Origin of the sequence: Nocardia sp. CA-120079, assembly GCF_050955745.1 — a bacterium.
Classification (GTDB): Bacteria; Actinomycetota; Actinomycetes; order Mycobacteriales; family Mycobacteriaceae; genus Nocardia.
In genome coordinates, this window is the sequence record NZ_CP192088.1 from 3,346,008 (window position 1) to 3,368,126 (window position 22,119).

A 22,119-nucleotide genomic window follows, 5' to 3' on the forward strand; every position below is an offset into this window, starting at 1 on the left:
GCTCGCGGTCAGGTGAGGACTCGGGGCCGCGCGTAGGCGCGTCGGACTTGCGTGGAGGCGAGGGCGACGCGGATTCGGAATCAGGCGGGGGTGGCGCGGGATCGCGTGCGGGCGACCTCGGCGGTGTCTCGAGTAAGGGCGAAGGCAGCGTGGATTCGCGGTCAGGGGAGAACTCGGGGCCGCGCGTAGGCGCGTCGGACTTGCGTGGAGGCAAGGGCGACGCGGATTCGGAATCAGGCGGGGGTGGCGCGGGATCGCGTGCGGGTGACCTCGGCGGTGTCTCGAATGCGGGCGAAGGCAGCGTGGATTCGCGGTCAGGGGAGAACTCGGGGCCGCGCGTAGGCGCGTCGGACTTGCGTGGAGGCGAGGGCGACGCGGATTCGGAATCAGGCGGGGGTGGCGCGGGATCGCGTGTGGGTGACCTCGGCGGTGTCTCGAATGGGGGCGAAGGCAGCGTGGATTCGCGCGTCGGGGAGAACTCAGGACCGGGCGAGGGTGCGTCGGACTTGCGTGGACACAAGGGCGGCGCGGATTCAGGACCCGGCGAGATCGGTGCGGATCCGACTGCGGACGCGGGTAGCGCGCCGTATTCGGGCGCTGGCCCGAGTGGCGCGGACTCGCGATCGGGGGCGGGAGATGCGAGTACTACCGAACGTAGTGGGGTGGCCGCGGGGGATCGGGGCGATGATGGCACAGTGGATGCGGGTAAGGCAGCGGGGCGGGGATCAGCCGAAGGAGACGAGGGCGCAGTGAACTCGGTCGAGAGCAGTAATGGCTTCGAGCAGTTCAAGGACGATCTCGATGCCGTCGAGCGGCGCATCGCGGGGGAGATCGACCCCGGGGTGCGCGCGATGGTGGTCGCGGGCGCGGTCTTCCTGCTGCTGTTTTCGCTCGTGTTGTCGCATGCGGGCGGTGCCCGGGGGTTCGATGTGCTGCTCGGCACCGATGCCGCGCGCGCTGAGCACATCGGTCTGCCGTCGCGGATCTTCGTCTGGTTCGCTGTCCTCTTCGGCATCGGCTTCTCACTGCTCGCGCTGATGACTCGCCGCTGGGTGCTCGCCTGGATCGCGGTCGCCGGTTCCGCGATCGGCAGCGTCTTCGGCATCTTCTCGATCTGGCACCGCCAGACCCCCGGCCTCGGCAACTACCACGGCGCGGGCCCCGGCGTCGGCCTGATCCTCGGCACCATCGCCATCATCGTGCTGACCTTCCACTGGATCCGCGTCGTCTGGAGCCGGACCGCACTGCAACTAGCCGCAGAGGAACAGCGCCGCAACGCCGCAGCCGCCGCCGAGGAACGCGACCGCCGCCGCCTCACCGGCGACTCCTGACCCACCCCCCAATACCGGACCTACCCTGAGCCGCGCCACTATCGCGCGAACGAGAAGACCGAGTTCGTGTGAGAGCATGCTCAGACCCATCCAGCGACCGGCGCTGCCGGTCGGTATCGCTACTCCGACCGCACAGTCAGCGCGGCCACACGGCCAGTGCGGTAGTCGCCGAGCACCAGATCAGTTGCCCGCTGGACGGTTTCTGGTTCAGTCCCGAGGCTGACGCGGTCCGCGCTCGCGGTGCTCGAGCCGTCGCGGCATGGGCGATGCCGTCGTCAACCGATCGCGGGGCCGACCGGGCGATCGGCGCCGGCGCATGGCGACAAAGGGTCAGCGGTTGCTGACTGCTCCTTCTGCCGCCTCGGCCCACTCGCGCCACTGTTTGGCTTGCTCGAGTGCCTTCTCCGCGTCGCGCTTGTTGCCTGCGGCGGTTGCCTTGGCGGCCTGTTCCTCGAATTGGGCGACGCGTTCGCGGAATTGAGCGGCTCGGGCCATGGCCTCGGGATCGGTGCGGCGCCATTGGGCGTCGGCCGCGTCGCGGACGCGCTTTTCGATGGTGCGGAGTTTGCCTTCGAGTTCCTGGATGCGTTCGCGCGGGACCTTGCCGATCGCGTCCCATTTGTCCTGGAGTTCGCGCAGGGCGGCGCGGGCGGCGTCCAGACCGGTCGAGGGATCGATGTGTGCGTAGGCGTGCAGCAGTTCTTCCTTGGCGGCGGCGTTCTGCTCGAATTCGGCGTCGCGCTCGGAGACGGCGGCATTGCGTGCGGCGAAGAAGACGTCCTGGGCGCTCTTGAAACGCCGCCACAGCGCCTCGTCGGCCTCACGTGGCGCCCGGCCCGCGGCCTTCCATTCGGCGAGTAGATCGCGGAAGACACCCGCCGTGCCGACCCAGTCGGTGGAGCCGGAAAGTTCCTCGGCGCGCACGCAGAGTTCTTCTTTGCGCGACTTCGCGGCCGCGCGTTCGCGGTCGAGTTCGGCGAAGTGCGCGCCACGGCGGCGGTTGAACGCCTCACGCGCCTTGGAGTAGCGCTTCCACAATGCGTCGTCGACCTTGCGGTCCACACCGCGGATGGACTTCCACTCGTCCAGGATTTCGCGCAGCCGATCGCCCGCGGCCTTCCACTGGGTGGATTCGGTGGCGATCTTCTCGGCCTCGGCGCACAGCGCTTCCTTGCGCTCGGTGTGCTCGTGCCTGGCCTTTTCCTTCTCCTCCTTGGCGTGCGCCGCCGCCTCTTCGGAGTGTTCGGCAATGGCCTGCAGTCGCTGGGCGAGCCCCTCGACATCGCCGATGACCGCCGCGGTGGGCAGCGATTCGGCGATGGTGACCGCGGCCGCCTTGGTCTTGCGGGCATCCGCGCCTGCGGCCAGTCGCGCCTCGAGCAGCGCCACCTCGGTGGCCAGATCGTCGAATCGACGACCGAAGTGCGCCAAGCCCTCGGCAGCGTCACCGGCCTGCCAGGATCCGACGACGCGCTCGCCCTCGGCGGTTTTCACCCATGCGGTGCCGTCGTCGTCGACGCGACCCCATGCACTGGGATCGCTGACGGTCGGCACGACGACCGGATGCGGATGCTGCTGTGCGGCCGGCCCCGGGGCCGGTTTGACCGCATGCGGCTTAGGATGGGCCGCCGACCCGCCCGGTTTGGGGGCTGCGGCTGGCTTCGGCGCGGCGGAAGGTTTGGGCACGGCGGCCTTCGGGGAATCCGAGGGGCGCGACGTGCTGCCGGGGGTCGCTTTCGCCGTTCCGTTGCTCTCGCTCATTGCTCCTCGTCCCTGCCGCGCGTCACGGCTGCCTGGTTACGCCCTAGCTCACTCCATTGAACCCGGTCCGAGCCCTGTAAACCATCGATCAATGCCCTCCGACTGATGATTCCCAGGGAAATCAACCCGTGATGACCTGGGTTGTAGCACCTCGAACACTATCAATCTCGGCCGAGTTTGCGGCAGAGACACTCGAACCCGGAGGTTGCGGACGCCGCAGCGGTGCGGTGGATCGCGCATTCGGCGAACGACTACGGTTACGGCGTGTTCTCCATTGCGGCCCTGGTCCCGTCGCCGCCGATCCTGGTGCCCGAGCTCTGCGGCGGTCTCGCGCACGCGGCCGGGTCGGATTCCGATGATGCGCCCGCGGTGTTGCGCGCGGCCGCACTCGCCGCGGTCGGCGCGTTGGCCGCGACGACTCGGAACTGGACCGTCGTGGGTGTGGGCGCGGCCGCGCAGGTCGTCGGACCGGATGCGGTCGGCACCTTCCGCGGTTTCGGTGCGGACGTGCAGGTCGGGCTTTCGGCGGCCGCGCTGTCGCGAGCGCGGCAAACGCCCGGGGCAGCGGATCCGCAGCAGGCGCTGCCCGCCCTTATCGCCGGGTGGTTGCGTGGTCAGGTCGCACCGGATGCGGTGGCTGCGACGACTCTCGTCGCCGTCGACACACCCGCCGACGAATGCGCCCGGATCGGCGCGCAGCTGCGTACCACCCTGGACGATTCACCCGGGGAGGCGGGGGTTCTCATCGTCGCGGACGGCGCGGCGACCCTGACCCTCGCGGCGCCGGGCTACCTCGACGAGCGCGCCGCCGACGTGCAGCACGAACTGGACCGTGCCCTGGCCGACGGCGATACCGCCGCACTGCTCGCCCTGGATCCAGGCTTGTGTGCCGAACTCGTGCTATCCGGCCGCGCGGCCTATCAGGTACTCGCCGGACTTTTCGCCGCCGATTCGGTCGGCCCATCCGTCGAAAACCTGTACAGCGATGCCCCGTTCGGCGTGGGCTATCAGGTGGGCATCTGGCGTACATCGGGAGGTGATCGGTGACTACGCCGATCGCCGTCGTCGGTCCCACCGCCACCGGCAAATCCGATCTCGGCCTCGATCTCGCCGAACGACTGGGCGGCGAAATCGTGAATATCGATGCGATGCAGCTCTATCGCGGCATGGATGTCGGCACCGCGAAACTCCTGCCCGCCGAACGCCGGGACATCCCGCATCACCAACTCGATGTCCTCGAGGTCACCGAAACCGCAACCGTCGCCGCCTATCAGGCCGCGGCCAGCCTGGACGTGCGCGAGATCATGGCGCGCGGCCGCACGCCGATCATCGTCGGCGGCTCGATGATGTATGTCCAAGCGCTGCTGGATGATTGGGAATTTCCGGCCACCGATCCGACGGTCCGCGCACGCTGGGAGACACTGCTGGCCGAGCGTGGCGTCGATGCGGTGCACGAGGCGTTGAAAGCGGCCGATCCGGCGGCCGCGGCGACCATCCTGCCCACCGACGGGCGCCGCATGGTGCGTGCGCTCGAGGTCGTCGAACTCACCGGGCGTCCCTTCGCGGCCTCGGCGCCGGTGATCGGAAAACCGCGCTGGGACACCGTGATCATCGGAGTGGACCGCGACACCGCCGAACTCGATGAGCGCATCGAACGGCGCACCGCGCTGATGTTCGAGGCCGGTCTGGTCGACGAGGTCCGCGGACTGATCGATAAAGGTCTGCGGGAGGGCGTCACGGCGCGCCGGGCGATCGGCTACGCACAAGTCCTGTCGTACCTGGACAACGAATACGACCTGAACCACGCGCAGGAACGCACCCTGATCGGCACCCGGCGCTATGTCCGGCGGCAGCGCTCGTGGTTCCGCCGCGATCCCAGGGTGCGGTGGGTGGACGGCGCCGATCCCGATCTGGTCGCGGCCGCGTTGTCCCTGCTCGAGAAGGAACGGACCCCGCAGTGACACGTCGCGTGAGTACCCGAAATGCCTCGGTCCAGGTGTGGCAGGCGTATCTGAACAACCGGACCAAGCGCCACCGCGACGGCCGCTTCCTGGTGCAGGGCGTGCGCCCGATCACTCAAGCGATCGCCAACGACTGGCCGCTGGAGACGATGCTCTACCGCCTCGGCGCGCCGGAGCTGTCGAGTTGGGCCCGCGAACTGCTGGAGACCAGCGGCGTGCAGCAGGTCGGCCTGGTGCCGGAGCTGATGGCTGAACTCGGCGAAAAGTCTACCGGCATACCGGAATTGGTGGCTGTCGCGATATCCAAGCAACCCGAGCTCGACACCTTCGAGCCCGGCGACCCCGGTGATGCCGCGCCACCTGTCGTCGTGGTTTTCGATCGCCCCAACTCGCCCGGTAACCTCGGCACGCTGATCCGCTCGGCCGACGCGTTCGGTGCCGGCGGCATCATCGTGACCGGGCACGGTGCCGACCAATACGATCCGCAGGCGGTCCGCGCATCCACCGGTTCGCTGTTCGCCATGCCGATCTTCCGCGCCGCCGGACCCACGCAGGTGCTCGAATTCCGTGACCGGCAGATCCAGCGCGGCATCCCGACCCGCATTGTCGGCACCGATGAGCACGGCGCGGACGCGGTCTTCGACTACGACTTCGCCGAGGCGACGATCCTGGTCGTCGGCAATGAGACCAGCGGCATGAGCGTGGCCTGGCAGCAGGCCTGTGACGATATGGTCTATATCCCGATGGGCGGCACCGCCAGCTCGCTCGGTGCGCCCTCGGCCGCCGCGGTCGCGCTGTACGAAATTTCGCGGCAGCGCCGTACGTTGGTTCGAGGACGATAAGCAGGGAGAATGCGCGACGTGTCGGATATCGAATTCACCAAGGGCCACGGCACAGAGAACGATTTCGTGGTGCTGCCCGATCCAGAGGTCCGGCTGGACCTGACGCCGGACCGGGTCGCCGCGCTGTGCGATCGCCGCCGCGGCCTCGGCGCCGACGGTGTGCTGCGGGTCGCGCGCGCGGGTGCGCTACGGGACGCGGATGTCCTCGCCGAAATTCCCGAGGGCATCGCCGATACCGACTGGTTCATGGACTACCGCAATGCCGACGGCTCGATCGCCGAGATGTGTGGCAACGGGGTGCGGGTATTCGCGCACTACCTGGCGGCGAAGGGACTCGAATCGCGTACGGAGTATGTCGTCGGTAGTCGCGCGGGGGCGCGTCCGGTCACGGTGCATTCCGGTGGGCCTGCCGATGGCGAGGTAACCGTGGGGATGGGGATCGTTCGCGAGCTCGGTTCCTCGAACGCGACCATCGGTGGCTGGGCGTTGCCGGGATTCGGCATCGACGTCGGCAATCCGCACCTGGCCTGCGTCGATGCGAGCCTGTCCGTGGACGCGCTCGCCAAACTCGATCTCACCGTCGCACCCGGCTTCGACCCGGACCTGTTCCCGCAGGGCGTGAATGTCGAGATTCTGACCGGACTGGTCGACGGCGCGGTCGATATGCGCGTCTACGAACGCGGTGTCGGCGAAACCCGTTCCTGCGGAACCGGAACCGTCGCCGCCGCGGCGGCCGCTCTGGCCGCCGACGGTTTCCGCATCGCCACCGATACCGGAGAGGTCCGCGTCCGGGTGCTCGGCGGCGAGGTCACCGTCCGCCTCGCCGAGGGTACGGCCTGGTTGCGCGGACCATCTGTGCTGGTGGCGACGGGTAGGATTGCCGAAGACTGGTGGTCGTCGCATTCGCCCAGCTGAGTTCGCTGATACCCCTCGCCCACGCAAGGCGGGGACCGACCGCATGGGTGTGCAGGGATAACCGAATGCGCATCGGTCCGAACTCGTGGCAGCATGGATGATGTATGACGAAATCGAAGACTTTTGAATTCACTCCGGCCGCCGACGACAACGACCACGTCGAGGCCGTCGAGGACACGACGGAAGACACCGGCGATGTAGTCGCCGAGCACGCCGCGCGGATGCAGCGGTCCGGGTGGACCGCCGATCCGACGGTCGGCGAGATGCAGCTCGACGAGCGCTCCTCGCTGCGGCGTGTCGCGGGTCTGTCGACCGAGCTCACCGATATCACCGAGGTCGAGTACCGGCAGCTGCGACTGGAGCGGGTCGTGCTGGTCGGGGTGTGGACCACGGGCACCGCCACGCAGGCCGAGGCGAGCATGGCCGAACTCGCCGCACTCGCCGAAACCGCGGGTTCGGAGGTGCTCGAAGGACTGATCCAGCGTCGCGACAAGCCGGATCCGGCCACCTATATCGGTTCCGGCAAGGCCGACGAACTACGCGCGGTGGTACTCGAAACCGGCGCCGATACCGTGATCTGCGACGGTGAACTGACCCCGGCGCAGCTGACCGCGCTGGAGAAGGTCGTCAAGGTCAAAGTGATCGACCGGACCGCACTGATCCTGGACATCTTCGCCCAGCACGCCACCTCCAGCGAGGGCAAGGCACAGGTATCGCTGGCCCAGATGGAATACATGCTGCCGCGACTGCGCGGTTGGGGTGAGTCCATGTCCCGGCAGGCCGGTGGTCGCGCGGGCGGCAACGGCGGCGGTGTGGGTCTGCGTGGTCCCGGTGAGACCAAGATCGAAACCGACCGTCGCCGCATTCGCGAGCGAATGGCCAAGTTGCGCCGCGAGATTCGCGAAATGAAGACGGCACGCGATACCAAGCGGGCCCGCCGCACCTCCAGCGGTATCCCGTCGGTCGCCATCGTCGGCTACACCAACGCGGGCAAATCCAGCCTGATGAACGCGCTGACCGGCGCGGGCCTGCTGGTCCAGGACGCGTTGTTCGCCACCCTGGATCCGACCACCCGCCGTGCCGAACTGGACGACGGCCGCGAGGTCGTCTTCACCGATACCGTCGGATTCGTGCGGCATCTGCCGACCCAATTGGTCGAGGCGTTCCGGTCCACCCTGGAGGAGGTCACCGGGGCGGATCTGCTGCTGCACGTGGTCGACGGTTCCGACTCGCTGCCCGCTGAACAGATCAAGGCGGTCCGCGAGGTGATCACCGATGTGATCAAGCAGTCGGGGTCACCGGCGCCGCCGGAGCTGTTGGTGGTCAACAAGATCGACGCGGTCGACCCGGTCGAGCTCACTCGGCTGCGCGCGATGCTGCCCGACGCGTCCTACGTTTCGGCGCACAAGGGGTCCGGCATCACCGAACTGCGTGAGCGCCTCGCCGAGGTGCTCGGCGGCCTCGACGTCGAAATCAGTGTGCTGCTGCCCTACACCCGCGGCGATCTGCTCGCCCGCATCCACGCGGACGGTCGCATCACCACCTCCGAGCACGAGGAGGGCGGCACCAGGGTGCGCGCCCGCGTCCCGCACGCACTGGCGGCGGCGCTGTCGCAGTACGCGCATGCGGGTGGGTCGTCCGAGACGAACGGCACGGGTTCGTCGGAAGCCGATGGTTCCGTGCACTGAGTCGTTGAGCGAGGGCGGGGTCGGCCGGGTTCGCACGCGAACCGGCCGGTCGGTAGCGAATGCCCGGCACATCCGGTGCGACACAGGCGAATTCGTTGCGCTATCGTCATCGAATCGACATCAGGAGGGTTAAATGTCGCATGACCACTCCGGTGCGGCCGATTCGGGTGATCGGCGCTCCGGTGATTCGTCGCTCGCCGCCGCAGTGCTGAGCGACGGTGCGCCACTGTCGGTTTCGCTCACCGATACCGATATGCGGGTGCTCGACACGCTGCTGGCGCCGCTGCGCGCGTGGACGAGTCCGCGGTTCTACGGCCTGGAGAACATTCCGGCCGAGGGGCCGGTGCTGCTGGTCGGTAACCACAATCTGATGGGCGGCATCGATGCGCCGCTGTTGCTGCCCGAGGTGTTGCGCAGGCGCGGTCGGCTGATCCGCGGGCTGGCCGAGAACGTGCTCATCAATGTGCCCGGCATCCGTCAGCTGCTGCACCACTTCGGCACGGTGCGCGGCAACCGTCGCAACTGCCTGGCGTTGCTGGCCCGCGGCGAGGCCGTCATAGTGTTTCCGGGCGGTGGTCGCGAAGCGGTGCGTCGCAAGAACGAGAAGTACGTCCTCAAGTGGGAGGGCCGCTCCGGCTTCGCGCATATGGCGATCGAGGCGGGCGCGCCGATCGTGCCGGTGGCGATGATCGGTGTCGACGATGCCTATGACATCGTTTTCGACGGCGACCATCCGGTCATGCGACCACTGCGCTGGGCCGTCGAGGCGCTTGGCCTGAACCGGGACCTGACCCCGCCGCTGATCCGCGGCGTCGGTCCGACCGGCATCCCGCGTCCGGAGCGCTTCTACTTCTCCGCCGGCGCGCCGATCGACCCGACACCGTGGCGTGACGCGCCGGATAAGCATGCCGCCGCGGTGGAACTGCGTGACGTGGTGCGCAAGGAGCTGGAGGAGGAACTGAAGTTCCTGTTCAGTGAGCGCGATCGTGATCCAGGTCGCACCCTGTTCGGCCGACTGCGCAGTCTGTTCTGAGTCTGCTCTCAGCTATTTGTCAGTAACTCTCCATATTTTGGCCGAATGGCTGGAACGAGAGTACGTATGGCGGCGGTAGCGGGTGTAGCAGCAGTTCTGGCGGGATTTCCAGCCGCATCGGGTGGCTTTTTCGCGTCGGCGACCCCGGGCGCCGATCCGGTCGTCGCATCCGGCAAAATGCTTACCTCGTCGCGCTCGTCCGATGGCTCGTATGTCGCCGAGGTCGCGGTCGAGGACGACCGCAATCTGACGCTGCAGGTGTACTCGGCCGCCATGGGCAAGAACATCGAGATCCAGGTGCAGCGCCCCGCCGACACGTCCGTACCGCGCCCGACCCTGTATCTGCTCAATGGCGCGGGCGGCGGCGAGGATTCGGCGACCTGGCAGGCGCGTACCGATGCCGCGCAATTCTTCGACGACAAGGATGTGAATGTCGTCACACCGGTCGGCGGCCATTGGAGCTACTACACCGACTGGCGTGCCCCCGATCCGGAGCTCGGCGTGAACATGTGGAAGACATTCCTCACCGAGGAACTGCCCCCGCTCATCGATAGCGGTCTCGGCACCAACGGCACCAATGCCATCGCGGGCCTGTCGATGTCGGGTACTTCGGTACTGCAACTCCCCATCGCCGCACCCGGTCTCTACAAGTCCGTGGCAGCCTACAGCGGTTGCGCGCAGATTTCCGACCCGGTCGGCTACAACTTCGTCAACGCCGTGGTCGCCGTGGGCGGTGGTGATTCGGCGAATATGTATGGGCCGCAAGGTGATCCGATGTGGGCCGCCAATGACCCGTACGTGCACGCCGACCAACTGCGCGGCCTCGACCTTTTCATCTCCGACGGCAGCGGCATCCCCGGCCAATGGGACACCCTCAACGGCGAGCACGCCCTGTCGGGCATGGGCGGTCTTGCGAACCAGGTCGCCCTCGGCGGCGCACTCGAAGCCGCCACCAACTACTGCTCACACAACCTGCAGTCCCGCCTGAACCAGCTCGGCATCCCCGCCACCTACGACTTCCAGTCCACCGGCACCCACTCCTGGGGCTACTGGGAAGACGCCCTGAAGGCCTCCTGGCCCGTCCTCACCCAAGGGCTCGGCCTGCCCGCCTGACCGGACGAGGGGTCGCCGTGCGATCGGGCGGGCGAACGTCGAGAGCGAATCTCCATGAGCGCATTCTCGCCGCGGCGGGCGGCTGGGGTGGCAGGTGAGGGTGCGATTTTGGGGTGGGAAGTGAACGGGGGTTCTTGTTGCGGGTAACGTGTGAGGGAACGACGGGTCGGTGTGGACCGGCCGTGGGGTCACTAGGAGGTTGGCGTGCAGCGCACACTGTTCGAACCCGAACACGAGCTGTTCCGGGAGTCGTTCCGCAAGTTTCTCGATCAGCACGTCGCGCCGAATCACGCGAAGTGGGAAGAGCAGGGCATTGTCGACCGTGCGGTCTGGCTCGAGGCCGGTAAACAGGGATTCCTCGGCATGGCCATGCCGGAGGAGTACGGCGGCGGCGGGGTCAAGGATTTCCGCTACAACGCGATCGTCGCCGAGGAGTCGGTGCGCAGCCAGTACTCCGGCCTCGGCTTCGCTCTGCACAACGATGTGATCGCGCCTTATCTGCTCGAACTCGCCAACGATGAGCAGAAGCAGCGCTGGCTGCCCGGCTTCTGTTCCGGCGAGATCATCACCGCCATCGCGATGACCGAACCGGGCACCGGCTCCGACCTCCAGGGCATCAAGACCCGCGCGGTCCGCGACGGCGACGACTGGATCCTCAACGGCGCCAAGACCTTTATAACCAACGGCATCAACTCCGATATCGTCATCGTGGTCGCCCAGACCGATCCGGAGAAGGGCGCGATGGGCTTCAGCCTGCTCGTCGTGGAACGCGGCATGCCCGGTTTCGAACGCGGCCGCAACCTCGACAAGCTCGGTCTCAAGGCGCAGGACACCGCCGAGTTGAGCTTCACCGATGTCCGTGTTCCGGGTAAGAACCTGCTCGGCACCGAGGGCATGGGCTTCATCCACCTGATGAACAATCTGCCGCAGGAACGCATGTCGATCGCCGTCATGGCGGCCGCGGCCATGGAAGCCTGCTTGGAGATGACGATCCAGTACGTGCGCGACCGCAAGGCCTTCGGCAAGCCGATCGGCGCCCTGCAGAACACCCGCTTCGTGCTGGCCGAACTGGCTACCAAGACCACCGCCGTCCGTGTCCTGGTGGACCGCTTCATCGAGGACCTGAATGCGGGCAAGCTGTCGGTCGAGGACGCCGCCATGGCCAAGTGGTGGAGCACCGAGGAGCAGCTCTACCTCATCGACCGCTGCCTGCAGTTGCACGGCGGGTACGGCTACATGAAGGAATACCCGATCGCCAAGGCCTACATGGACGCCCGCGTCCAGACCATCTACGGCGGCACTACCGAAATCATGAAGGAAATCATCGGTCGCTCGCTGAAACTGAGCTGATACCAACCGATTTCGCGTTCCAGCCGCAGGCTCCGATCTGCGGCTGGACAATCGAACCTGTTGCGCCACCGGCCGAAGTTGTCTAGTCCTGTTATCGGGCCACCGCGGCTCGAAGGGCGAGGGAGAAGGTAGGTTGGGCACAGTGACGGAGCAGGCCCTCGGGCACGAGCACACCTTCGGTGCGAGCGCATTCGCGACCACATCCGACGGCCGCCGACTGCACTACATGGTGCGCGGAACCGGCGGGCCGACCGTGGTTTTCGAATCGGGTATGGGCTTTTCGCGGTCGATATGGGGGTTGGTGCAGCCGGTGGTAGCCGAGCGCGTGCGCGCCGTTGTCTACGACCGCGCCGGAAGCGGTCGCAGCGATGACGATCCGAACCCACGTACCCTCACCCGGATGGCCGACGACCTCGCCGCGGTGTTGACGGAACTGGGGGAGGGTCCCTTCATTCTCGTCGGACACAGCTGGGGCGGTCCCATCGTCCGGGTCGCCGCGACCGCGGATCCGACCCGCATCCAGGGAATCGTGCTGGTCGATCAGAGCGACGAGAACTGCGAACTGTATTTCCTCCCCTCGGCCGAGAAGCGGTACGCGATGACCAGGGCCCTGTTACCCAAACTCGCCCGCTCCGGCCTCTACCGCCTGCTCGGCAGCCGGATCGGCAGTAAACAGCCCGCCGATATCGCCGCCGATCACCGCGCCGAGGATTTCACCCCGCGCGCCGCGCGCACCATGCTCGCCGAACAGGACCAATTCAGCGCAGGTCTGCGAAGCCTCCGCGACCAACCGCCCGAGCTCGGCGCGGTGCGTGTCAGTGTCATCACCGGCACGAAACTTCCGCGAACCGACAAGACCACCCGAATCGCACTGACCGCCGCCCACCGCCGCACCGCCGCCGCCGTCCGCAACGGCCGACTGGTCGAGGCCGAGCGCTCGGGTCACCTCATCATGTTCACCGAACCCGACCTGATCGTCGACGAAATCCTCCGCATCGCGGACCACGCCTAGGGCCGGGGTCCCAAGGGCAGCAACGGAATATGCGCTGACCGAGCAGTATGGGTGACCGGCCGGGTCAGGGTCGGTGGTAGTCAATAGAAGGTCCCTACGGCCCTTTCGGCTCTGCGCGCGAAAACCCTATGGTCAGAGCGTGGTAGGAGGGTGGGCCGGGGGGCTCGATCCCGCGGAAATTCGAACTCGCGAAGAATTCGCCGCTGCGCTGACGGCCTTGCGTGTCGCGGCGGAGCTGACTGTCCGTCAGACCGTGGAACTTTCGGGATGTCCGCAGGGCACGCTCAACGGATGGTTTGCGGGACAACATGTTCCGACCGATGGCAATGAGAAGATGTTTCGCGCGGTGCTCGCCGTCTGTGGCATCGACACGCGGGCGGAGCAGGAGCCCTGGCTGACCGCGGTCCGTCGGGTGCGCGGTACCACCGGGCGTCGCCGCCGAGATGACGAGAGTCCGTATCGGGGGCTGGAGCCGTTCCAATTCGATGATGCCGGTTGGTTTTTCGGACGCGCCGAACTCACCGCGGAATTGGTGGGCAAGGTCGATGTACTGCTGCGCGCGCGGGGACGACCACGCATTCTGTTCGTCATCGGAGCGTCGGGATCCGGCAAATCCTCCTTGTTATGGGCGGGTCTGCTGCCCGCACTGCAGGAGGAGGGGCTCACCGCAACCGCTTGGCCGCGTCTGTCTGCGATCTGGGCGACCCGAAACTGACACTCGCGCAACGCCGCACGCTGGAGATCGACCCCTACACCCGGATCGATGCCTTCCCACACGGCTATGTGCCCGAGTTCGCGGACGACTTCCTCGGCGGGCCCGGCACCGAGCGGTTGGCCGTGCTACTCGAGGAAATGGACGATCTGCCGATGAAATTCGATATTCGACGACGCGCGAAGGCAGCCGGAATTCCGGTCGTCATGGTCACCGACAACGGCGACAATGTGCTGCTCGATATCGAACGCTACGACCTCGACCCGGCCTATCCGATCCTGCACGGCCGTGTCGAATTCGCGGCGCACTGGTCACTCGCCGAACTCGGCGATCCGGCTCGGCGGTCGCGGCTGGTCGGTGCCATAGTCGGTGGCGGACTCACCTCGCGGCTGCGCTATTCGCCGACCCAGGTGGGCCATACGCTGCCGACCTGGCCGCAGCTCGGCACCGCGGCGACCATGGCCGGCGGCGTCGGCGCACTGGCCGCGCGTTTGATCGCGTGCGGTGGTGGGCTCCGCTCCGGACGCTACCGGGTGGATCTCGACGAACTGCTGCTCGGTGTGTCAGCCGTGAGTACGTCGTCGTGACCGTTGCGGCGGCACCAGCTGAGCAGGTAATGCGCGTGCACGCCGCACCACCGATAGATCGCATTGGCGGTCAGCGGCAATTCGGGATCGTGCTCGCCGCGTTCGAGCACGATCGGCCCGATATAGACGCTGGCCACCTTGTTGGCGGTATTGAGACCGACCCGCGCGGCCTTGGCCAGTGAAACGGCGTCGGTGGCGCGGCCCGCGGCAATGGCTCCGGCCAGCCGCGCGGCCGTCTCACCGCGCTGCCCCTGGAACAGCCGATACAGCGGGGGTGGCGTGGCAGGCGGCGGCTCGAGCTGTGGCCGCCGTCCGGTCGCCGCGGGGGGAATGGCCTCCAACAATGCCGGGACGCCAGAGGATTTCGAATAGAAGCCGGCCAATTCCGAAGACCTGAGCAGTGCTTCGTCCAGATGGTCGCGCTCCATGCTGTGCCCCTGCGCCGCCATGAGCACCGCGGCCTGGCGTTGCGCCGAACCCAGCATATCCAGCACGTCCAAGCCGTCGAAACCGTACTCCAGTGCCGGATCGTTCCAGATCAGGTCGGTGATCACCACATCGAAGCGGACCTGGTGCACGACCTCGCGGCGCACGGCGTGCCGGTCCAGCGCCACCGCGACGGTAGAACCAGCGAATGCTTGCTTCAGTACCGGCTCGATGACCCGTCCCAGCGGCGAGGCCACCAGTATTCGCAGGTGCCCCATATCCCGTTCGAGCAACATATTGCCCGCACCCAGGCTCATCGGGTGATTCTTACACCCGCCGCGGTCGAGTGCAGGCGAATTGCGGTACAGCACAGTGAATTTCCGCCGAATCGATCCGGCGAAGTGTTTGGCTACCGGTGTGCAATGCCCAGAGTGTGACCATGCGAACCCCGAAGACTACGCGTTCTACGGGAACTGTGGGGCGCCCTCGCGCCGAGTGGATCCTGCGGAGGGGAGGACGCAGCCGACCGGACCCGGTCCGCTGCGTCGTGACGAGGCCACCCGGTATCTTTGCGCGGCTGTCCATTTGGACAGTGTGCTCGCCACCGAGGTGGTCGAGAAGGTGTTGGAACAACCGCTGCGATCGGTCGCTCGTTCAACCGGCGTCGATCTGGTCGCGGTGGCCGAACACCCGGTCTGGCGGCGGTCCGCGCGGAAATCGAGCATGTGGCGGCGTACGCGTGCGGCAATCCGTCTACTGCATAGTGCCGCCACTGCGTAGGTGCGCGACTATCCGCAGGCATGGGCGCGCGGCGGCCGCAACCTCGAATCCAGCTGGCCGCCCGGCAATCCGGTGGCACCTACCGGCCTTTCGCGAGCTACTACGTGGTTCGGAACGGCGCGATCGTCTCCGGATCCATTCGCGTGGCCTGACCCAGCAGGTTGACGATCGTCGCAGCCGTCCATCCGAGTTCCGCGCCGGGGCGGGTCGCGATGTAGCCGGCGATCTCTTCGACCGTCCAGGCGTGGGATTCGGTGAGGCCCGCGGCGAGGTGGCGAATGTAGGCCGCCGACGGCGGGTTGCCGGGCAGGTCGGTGTAGCGCCACGGAGCGGTGATGGTGAGGACCGGATGTCCCTCGAAAGTGCCGGTGCAGACCAGGGTTTCGTAGCGACCGGGACCGAGAGTCAAGCGGCCGTGGGTAATTGCTACGCACAAGTCCAAGTCGGTTCCGGGGGTTCGGTACATCTCCTGGGCGGCGATATCGCAGAACTGGTCGATGGTGACCAGATGGGCGCGGGCGGCGGTTTCACCGGGGGCGTCGGGATCGTAGAAGGCTCGGCCGCCGGTCCAGGTCAGGGATTCGGTGGCGAAATATTGCAGGCCGGGCAGCGTCAGCGGTACCGAGCGCAGCGGTTCGGCCCCGTGGCGGCAGCCGGGGAGCGTGATCGCGCCACCGTCGGGTGTGCCGCCGGCGAGGTAGCAGCGCAGGCGGCTCAGATGCATATTCGAGCCGTACGACGCGTACCACACGGTCTCGGTCATAGCGCTGATTCGGGCATCGCACCCGCCTTCCGGTCGGAAACCACCTATGACACGAGCATGCCACGGGTGGCGGTATCAGCGCCGTGCGACCGTGAGCACGTCCGGTACCAGCGAGTTCGGCAGTGGGCGATGCACCGGCCGCTGTTCGACAACGATGAATCCGGTCGCCTCAACCAGCGAACGCATTTCCTCCGGCGGCGGAAAGTAGGCGAGCCCCCGCACCGCGGGCGGCTGTAGAGCCATTGCCCACCGGCTGCGCGGATTATTGATCACGATCGCGAGCAAGCCGCCGGGTACCAGCACCCGATGGAACTCCGCGAGCGCCGCCGCATGATCGAAGACACAGCCTAAGTTGTCTGGGACGGAATCGGTACCCCTGGTCTGTGCGCTGCTGGCGGTGAGCGCCACACCCATTGCGCCGGCGCGTTATTCGCGCGCTGGGAAGTCGAATCCGCGGCGAGTGCGCAGTCGAGCGGTGCTCGCGCTGATCGCCGCGCACGACTCCTTCGGCAGCCGTGACGAACTGCTCGAGGCGCTCATCGAACGGGAGACCGCCCGCATGGCGGCGGCAGTGGCCCGCTCGGTCGCCGAGACCGCCACGACACCCGAATTCGGCACCGCCGCATCGCAACAGCTGCCCGCGATGCTCGGCTACTTCCTGACCGAGGTCTGCTCGATGCCCGACACCTGGCGACTGGTGTACTTCCCCATCGACGGTGTGCCGTCGCTACTGCGGGAACGGGTCGCCGCGGCTCGCGACGAATTGCGCACACCACTGCGGCAAGCGCTCGGAGTGTGGCTGGCGGAGCAGCCCGATGCCGATGGCGTCGACCCGGATGTATTGGCCCAGGTCGTACAGGGCACTATCCAAACCGCGGCGGGGCTGGTGCTCGACCGTCCCGATGAATTCGGCATCGACCGAATTCTGGCGCTGTTCGACTACCTGTTCTTCGATGCGGCATAGCGACTCTCGCCGCCGATCGGTTCGCCCATCTCGGTCCAGCGTTCGATGATTTGACCCTGACGTTACGTCAGGCTCGACGATGTGGTGATGAGTGAAACTTATCCAGCATTCGATATCAGTCCGGTTCCCGTACCCGCACTCGACGCCGTGGCGCCGGAACTTTTCCGCGGCCTCTACGGGATGCCGATGTTCGTCACGGTGCCGACGGTTGATCTGGTCGCGTCGGTGGACTTCTGGACGCGCGGACTCGGCTTCTTCGACCTGTTCTCCATTCCCGGCCGACTCACCCACCTGCGGCGCTGGGCATTTCAGGATGTCCTGCTCGTATCCGCCGACCAGGCCGCGGCGGCAACCGAACTGAGCGTGAGCTTCGCCTGCGTGCTGAGCCAGCTCGACGAGATCGCGGCCGCGTGCGAGCAACTGCTGCCCGGTTGCGCATCCGGTCCGCGGCCGATGCCGTGGAATACGGTGGATCTCGAGATCCGAACGCCGGACCACACGCGGGTGATCATGACCGCGGCGCGACCCTACGATGCGAACAGCGCCGAAGCCGAGCTGTTGCGGTCCATCGGGATCGGGGAGCCGCCGGCATGAGCGCGCCTGTCAGACTGAGCGGTGTGACTGATCAAGCCGATGCCGGTCGCACCGTCGGTGCGGCCGCCGCGTGCACGGGCGTCACGATCCGGACGCTGCACCATTGGGATGCGATCGGGCTCGTGTGCCCGACCGAACGCACCGACGCCGGGTACCGGGTCTACACGAGCGCGGACCTCGCCCGCGTCCATCGGGTGCTCATCTACCGTGAGCTGGGCGTACCCCTCGATGAGATCAAGACGGTCCTGGATGCGCCTGCCGCCGATGCGACGTCGTCGCTGCGTCGGCAGCGCGACGAACTCCGCGAGCGCGCCGTTCGTCTGCAACAGATGGCCGATGGCATGGACCGCTTGATCGAGGCCAGAGAATCCGGAATCCTGCTCTCCGCCGACGAGCAGATCGAGATCTTCGGCGAGCACTGGCAACCTGCCTGGACCGCCCAGGCCCACGAGCGCTGGGGTGACACCGCGCAGTGGGCTCAGTACGCCGAACGTGCCGCGGACCGAACCGCCGAGGATTGGCAACAGATCGCCGACTCCGTCGACGCACTCAACGCCGACCTTGCCGCCGCCTATCGCGCCGGAGTACTCCCCGGCAGCGACGAAGCCAACGCCCTGGCCGAACGCCACCGTGCCTGCATCGACACCTACTTCGACTGCACCCCCGCCATGCACATCTGCATCGCCCGCACCTACCTCACCGACCCGAACTACAGCACCTTCTTCGACACCCTCGCCCCCGGCCTGACCCCTTGGCTATCCGCCATCATTCACGCCAACGCGAGTTGGTCGAGAATGGACTGAAAGCGTCCTCTCCGACGTTTGCGTCGAGGATTCACCTGGTTGCGACGAGCGTCCCGCGGGCTCGGAATTCCTGTGGCGGACAGCCTTGCCAGCGACGGAAGGCGCGGATGAAGGAGGCGGCTTCGGCGTAGCCGAGGCGGGCGGCCACCTGTTCGGTGGTCATATCGGTGTGGCTGAGCAGTTCCTCCGACATCATCTGGCGTACCTCGTCGAGCAGGTCGCGGAAGGAGGTCCCTTCGTCGCGCAGGCGGCGAGACAGTGTGCGCGGGCTCATGAAAAGTGCTGCGGCGACGGCGATTTGGTCCGGAATCTCACCCGGATTGCGGACCAGCAGGTCCCGCACCGAACCGGCGACACCGGTGCGGGCGCGGCGGGCGGTGAGCAGATCGCGGCACAGCTGTTCGCATGTCCCGCGCGCCCATTCGTTGGCCTGCGGCAGCGCTACATCGAGATACGAACTGTCGAAGGCCAATTCGTTGACCGCCGCGTCGAATCGCGGCTCGACACCGAAGACGGTGCGGTAGCGCGTCGTATCTGCCGGAGCGGGATGGCGGAAGCTGATCCTGGTGGCGGGCACCCCCGCCGAGAACCGTTCCCGGCCGATGGACTGGATTCCGGTGATGACGCGCTCGGTCAGGAAGGCGCGCACGTCCCCCGGAATCTCCGAATCGTCGAAGATGAGCCGCGACTCGGCCGGTCCCTCCTCGAAGGTCAGCCGGCCGAACACGAAGGCCGAATCGACATAGCGCAGCGAAACCTCGATCACCTCGCGCACCGTGCGGCTGCTGAGCAGCGCCAGCCCCCACGGTCCGTACAGCGATAAGTGATAGCGGTTCCCGGCCTCGACGCCCAATCCGGGTTCGGCGCCGCATCGCGCGAGCAGATTCCGCACCACGCGCACCTCTTGCCGCGCCGTGACCTCGGCATCGGGATCGCTCACCGCCTCGGGCGCCAGCTTCGTGCCCTCGAGACAGACTTCCGGCGACATGCCGCGTTCCTGCGCCAATTGCATCAGCACATGCACGCCGGAGGTACTACGCAGGAGATCCCAATCGAACACTGAACTGCATCCTCGTCGAAGCCGGTCGCGTCTTGCTCTTGGCGGAAGGTATCAATCCCTTCTTCTCCATCGCAGGAAAATCGGAACACCCGGTGCCGCGCGGGCGGAAATGCCACGCTGGAGGGCGGGGGCACAGCACAGGAGGTGAGCCGGATGAGTACGGCGGAACAGCAGGTCGAGATCGAGGTACACAATCCGGCCGACGGCAGCGTCACCGGGCGGGTACCCGACGAATCGCGTGCGGCGGTGGCCGCGACGGTGCGCGAATTGCGCCTGTTCCAGCCGGAATGGGAGGCGATCGGTCCGGATAAGCGCGCCGAATGGCTGTTTCGGCTGCAGGATTGGCTGATCGATAATTCCGACGAACTCACCGATGTGGTTCAGTCCGAAACCGGTAAGACCCGCTACGACGCGGAGATCGAGGTGCCCGCTGCGGTCAATCTGATCAAATACTGGGCGCGCAACGCCGCGAAATTTCTGCTCGACGAGCATCCGGCTCCGCACAGTCCGCTCGGCCGCACCAAGCGGCTGGTCAAGACCTATCGGCCGCATCCGGTGGTCGGGATCATTACGCCGTGGAACTTTCCGCTGCTCAATGTGTGCTTCGATGCGCTGCCCGCGCTGATGGCCGGTGCCGCGGTGCTGGTCAAGCCGTCGGAGGTCACGCCGTTGAGTGCGGTAGCGCTGGCGCGCGGCTGGGCTGAGATCGGTGCGCCGCCGGTCTTCGCGGTGTCGACCGGGCGCGGAGATACCGGACGCGCGGTCGTCGAGGCGGTCGACTATGTCCAGTTCACCGGGTCCACCAAGACCGGTAGGGCGATCGCCGCCGCTTGCGGGGCGACCCTGACCCCGTACAGCCTGGAACTCGGCGGCAAGGATCCGGCGATCGTCCTCGCGGATGCCGATATCGAGCGGGCCTCGGCGGGCATCGCCTATGGCGGGCTGTTCAATTCCGGTCAGGTCTGCATCTCGATCGAGCGGGTGTATGTCGAGGCGCCGGTCTACGACGAATTCGTGACCAGCCTGACCGAACAGGTGCGCAAGCTGCGGCAGGGACACGACGGGCGTGGGTTCGCTTTCGATATCGGCGCGATGGCGACCGAGGCGCAGCGCGATATCGTGGCACGCCATGTCGAGCAGGCGCTGGCCGCGGGCGCGCGGATCACCACCGGCGGCAAGGCGACCGGGGTCGGCACCTTCTTCGAACCGACCGTGCTGGTGGATGTGGACCATTCGATGGCGTGCATCAGCGAGGAGACATTCGGCCCGACCATTCCGGTGCTGAAGGTCGCCGACGAGGACGAGGCGGTGCGCCTGGCCAATGATTCGGTCTACGGACTCTCGGCCACGGTCTGGACAAGAGACCGCAAGCGCGGCGAGCGGGTGGCGCGGCGGCTGGAAGCCGGTGCGGTCAATATCAACGACGCCTTCGCGAATCTGTTCAGCTTCGCGCTGCCGATGGGCGGGTGGAAGGATTCCGGGATCGGCGCGCGGTGGGGCGGTGCCGCTGGAATCCGGAAATACTGTCGCCAGCAAGCGATTACGGTGCCGCGCATACCGGCGACGAAGCGCGAGCTGATGTGGTATCCGGCCTCGCGTGGGCGCATGCGCGTGGTGGCAGGATTGATGCGCGCGCTCGACGGGCGCGGCAGGCGAAAGCTGCCGAAGTTCTTGGGCGGCAGGCGATAAGGTGCCGAATCAGGCGAATATCGAACGCGCGACCCGGAATCCGACATCATCGATCCGGTAGGTCGGATGGCTGCGCCGTCGCACGGAGGCGCGGCAACTCCACTTCTCGTCGGACCAGCCGCCGCCGCGCAGCACCCGATACGAGTCGTACACCTCGGCGTCGTAAATGTCCCAGCACCAATCCCATACATTGCCGAGCATGTCGTATAGTCCCCAGGCGTTGGGCAGTTTGCCCCCTACCTCGTGCACATGCTCTGCGGAATTCCCCCGATACCAGGCGATTTCGTCGAGCTCGCCATATCGCGGCCCCGAAGTGCCCGCCCGGCACGCATACTCCCACTCGGCCTCGGTCGGCAGCCGATACCCGTCGCTGCCGGCATCCCACTCGACCGCGTCGTCGTGCACGCGATACGCGGGCGGCAATCCCGCCGCCGATGACAAGCCATTGCAGAACCTGACCGCATCGAACCACGAGACACCCTCGACCGGCAGCCGATCACCCCGAGCCGCACTCGGTACCTCACCGGTGACCTGCTCATACTGCGACTGGGTGATCGAAAACGCCGCGAGCCGAAACTTTGCCACCTCGACCGCCCAACTCCGCTGGGTCCGCCGATCCGACAGCGTCACCCGCCCCGCGGGCAGCGCGACCATCTCGATTTCCGCACGCACAGCTTGCCGATGGTAATGCACGCGTATCGTCTTGCGGCGTCGCGACGACCAGAGCGGGTGTCG

At 66.9% G+C, this 22,119-nt stretch carries 22 protein-coding genes; 16 read left to right on the forward strand and 6 right to left on the reverse strand.

Annotated elements, in window-relative coordinates:
* Nucleotides 1-749: 749 nt before the first annotated feature.
* Nucleotides 750-1,331 (forward strand): Rv2732c family membrane protein, encoded by a 582-nt coding sequence (locus tag ACQPYR_RS15270; RefSeq protein WP_387285038.1) that lies wholly within the window; start codon nt 750-752, stop codon nt 1,329-1,331.
* Nucleotides 1,332-1,661: 330 nt separating this feature from the next.
* Here ACQPYR_RS15270 and ACQPYR_RS15275 read toward each other — a convergent pair whose 3' ends face one another.
* Entirely contained in the window at nt 1,662-3,092 is a 1,431-nt protein-coding gene (locus tag ACQPYR_RS15275) for a DUF349 domain-containing protein (RefSeq protein ID WP_433632729.1), read from the reverse strand.
* A 264-nt stretch (nt 3,093-3,356) separates the two neighbouring features.
* Between ACQPYR_RS15275 and ACQPYR_RS15280 the strand changes: the two genes are divergently transcribed.
* The 11 genes from ACQPYR_RS15280 (at nt 3,357) to ACQPYR_RS15330 (ending at nt 14,305) form a co-directional block, all read left to right on the forward strand.
* Entirely contained in the window at nt 3,357-4,139 is a 783-nt protein-coding gene (locus ACQPYR_RS15280; RefSeq protein ID WP_433632732.1) for a hypothetical protein, read from the forward strand.
* Nucleotides 4,136-5,053: a tRNA (adenosine(37)-N6)-dimethylallyltransferase MiaA gene (gene miaA, locus ACQPYR_RS15285; RefSeq protein ID WP_433632735.1), complete on the forward strand. Its 918-nt coding sequence runs from the start codon at nt 4,136-4,138 to the stop codon at nt 5,051-5,053. Before ACQPYR_RS15280 ends, miaA begins: the two co-directional genes overlap by 4 nt.
* Complete coding sequence (locus ACQPYR_RS15290) at nt 5,050-5,895, forward strand: TrmH family RNA methyltransferase (protein ID WP_433632738.1); 846 nt, start codon at nt 5,050-5,052, stop codon at nt 5,893-5,895. The genes miaA and ACQPYR_RS15290 overlap by 4 nt, the downstream gene beginning before the upstream one ends.
* A 27-nt stretch (nt 5,896-5,922) precedes the next feature.
* Nucleotides 5,923-6,810: a diaminopimelate epimerase gene (gene dapF, locus ACQPYR_RS15295; protein WP_433635135.1), complete on the forward strand. Its 888-nt coding sequence runs from the start codon at nt 5,923-5,925 to the stop codon at nt 6,808-6,810.
* Nucleotides 6,811-7,031: 221 nt separating this feature from the next.
* On the forward strand, nt 7,032-8,498 hold the full coding sequence (gene hflX / locus ACQPYR_RS15300; RefSeq protein WP_433635136.1) for a GTPase HflX: 1,467 nt from the start codon (nt 7,032-7,034) through the stop codon (nt 8,496-8,498).
* A 133-nt stretch (nt 8,499-8,631) separates the two neighbouring features.
* Complete coding sequence (locus ACQPYR_RS15305; protein WP_433632741.1) at nt 8,632-9,531, forward strand: lysophospholipid acyltransferase family protein; 900 nt, start codon at nt 8,632-8,634, stop codon at nt 9,529-9,531.
* Nucleotides 9,532-9,576: 45 nt separating this feature from the next.
* Nucleotides 9,577-10,644 carry an alpha/beta hydrolase gene (locus tag ACQPYR_RS15310; RefSeq protein WP_433632743.1) on the forward strand — a complete coding sequence of 356 codons (1,068 nt, stop codon included), beginning with the start codon at nt 9,577-9,579 and terminating at the stop codon, nt 10,642-10,644.
* Between the two features lie 204 nt (nt 10,645-10,848).
* Nucleotides 10,849-11,994 carry an acyl-CoA dehydrogenase family protein gene (locus tag ACQPYR_RS15315; protein ID WP_433632745.1) on the forward strand — a complete coding sequence of 382 codons (1,146 nt, stop codon included), beginning with the start codon at nt 10,849-10,851 and terminating at the stop codon, nt 11,992-11,994.
* 142 nt (nt 11,995-12,136) lie between these two features.
* Nucleotides 12,137-13,006, forward strand: a complete 870-nt coding sequence (locus ACQPYR_RS15320; RefSeq protein ID WP_433632747.1) for an alpha/beta fold hydrolase — start codon at nt 12,137-12,139, stop codon at nt 13,004-13,006.
* Nucleotides 13,007-13,145: 139 nt separating this feature from the next.
* Nucleotides 13,146-13,721, forward strand: coding sequence for an ATP-binding protein (locus ACQPYR_RS15325; protein WP_433632750.1), 576 nt, complete (start codon nt 13,146-13,148; stop codon nt 13,719-13,721).
* Nucleotides 13,682-14,305, forward strand: a complete 624-nt coding sequence (locus ACQPYR_RS15330) for a hypothetical protein (protein WP_433632752.1) — start codon at nt 13,682-13,684, stop codon at nt 14,303-14,305. The genes ACQPYR_RS15325 and ACQPYR_RS15330 overlap by 40 nt, the downstream gene beginning before the upstream one ends.
* On the opposite strand, the gene ACQPYR_RS15335 is transcribed toward ACQPYR_RS15330, so the two are convergent.
* From ACQPYR_RS15335 to ACQPYR_RS15345, 3 genes are all read right to left on the reverse strand, one after another.
* Nucleotides 14,245-15,048 (reverse strand): response regulator, encoded by an 804-nt coding sequence (locus ACQPYR_RS15335; RefSeq protein ID WP_433632755.1) that lies wholly within the window; start codon nt 15,046-15,048, stop codon nt 14,245-14,247. The genes ACQPYR_RS15330 and ACQPYR_RS15335 overlap by 61 nt on opposite strands.
* Nucleotides 15,049-15,611: 563 nt before the next feature.
* On the reverse strand, nt 15,612-16,274 hold the full coding sequence (locus ACQPYR_RS15340; protein WP_433632757.1) for a histone deacetylase: 663 nt from the start codon (nt 16,272-16,274) through the stop codon (nt 15,612-15,614).
* A 75-nt stretch (nt 16,275-16,349) separates the two neighbouring features.
* Nucleotides 16,350-16,688 carry a hypothetical protein gene (locus tag ACQPYR_RS15345; RefSeq protein WP_433632759.1) on the reverse strand — a complete coding sequence of 113 codons (339 nt, stop codon included), beginning with the start codon at nt 16,686-16,688 and terminating at the stop codon, nt 16,350-16,352.
* 46 nt (nt 16,689-16,734) lie between these two features.
* On the opposite strand from ACQPYR_RS15345, the gene ACQPYR_RS15350 reads away from it, so the two are divergent.
* The 3 genes from ACQPYR_RS15350 to ACQPYR_RS15360 all read left to right on the forward strand — a co-directional run bounded on the left by ACQPYR_RS15350 (nt 16,735) and on the right by ACQPYR_RS15360 (nt 18,635).
* Nucleotides 16,735-17,238: a TetR/AcrR family transcriptional regulator gene (locus ACQPYR_RS15350; RefSeq protein ID WP_433632761.1), complete on the forward strand. Its 504-nt coding sequence runs from the start codon at nt 16,735-16,737 to the stop codon at nt 17,236-17,238.
* Nucleotides 17,239-17,325: 87 nt separating this feature from the next.
* Nucleotides 17,326-17,832 (forward strand): VOC family protein, encoded by a 507-nt coding sequence (locus ACQPYR_RS15355; protein ID WP_433632763.1) that lies wholly within the window; start codon nt 17,326-17,328, stop codon nt 17,830-17,832.
* A gap of 23 nt (nt 17,833-17,855) precedes the next feature.
* Complete coding sequence (locus ACQPYR_RS15360) at nt 17,856-18,635, forward strand: MerR family transcriptional regulator (RefSeq protein ID WP_433632764.1); 780 nt, start codon at nt 17,856-17,858, stop codon at nt 18,633-18,635.
* A gap of 31 nt (nt 18,636-18,666) precedes the next feature.
* Here the strand turns inward: ACQPYR_RS15360 and ACQPYR_RS15365 are convergent, their stop codons facing one another.
* Nucleotides 18,667-19,695 (reverse strand): AraC family transcriptional regulator, encoded by a 1,029-nt coding sequence (locus ACQPYR_RS15365; RefSeq protein WP_433632766.1) that lies wholly within the window; start codon nt 19,693-19,695, stop codon nt 18,667-18,669.
* A 153-nt stretch (nt 19,696-19,848) separates the two neighbouring features.
* Here ACQPYR_RS15365 and ACQPYR_RS15370 point away from each other — a divergent pair, with 153 nt between their 5' ends.
* A complete protein-coding gene (locus tag ACQPYR_RS15370) occupies nt 19,849-21,384 on the forward strand; it encodes an aldehyde dehydrogenase family protein (protein WP_433632768.1) in 1,536 nt (511 codons plus the stop codon).
* A gap of 9 nt (nt 21,385-21,393) precedes the next feature.
* Here the strand turns inward: ACQPYR_RS15370 and ACQPYR_RS15375 are convergent, their stop codons facing one another.
* Nucleotides 21,394-22,038 (reverse strand): formylglycine-generating enzyme family protein, encoded by a 645-nt coding sequence (locus ACQPYR_RS15375; protein ID WP_433635137.1) that lies wholly within the window; start codon nt 22,036-22,038, stop codon nt 21,394-21,396.
* Nucleotides 22,039-22,119: the final 81 nt, after the last annotated feature.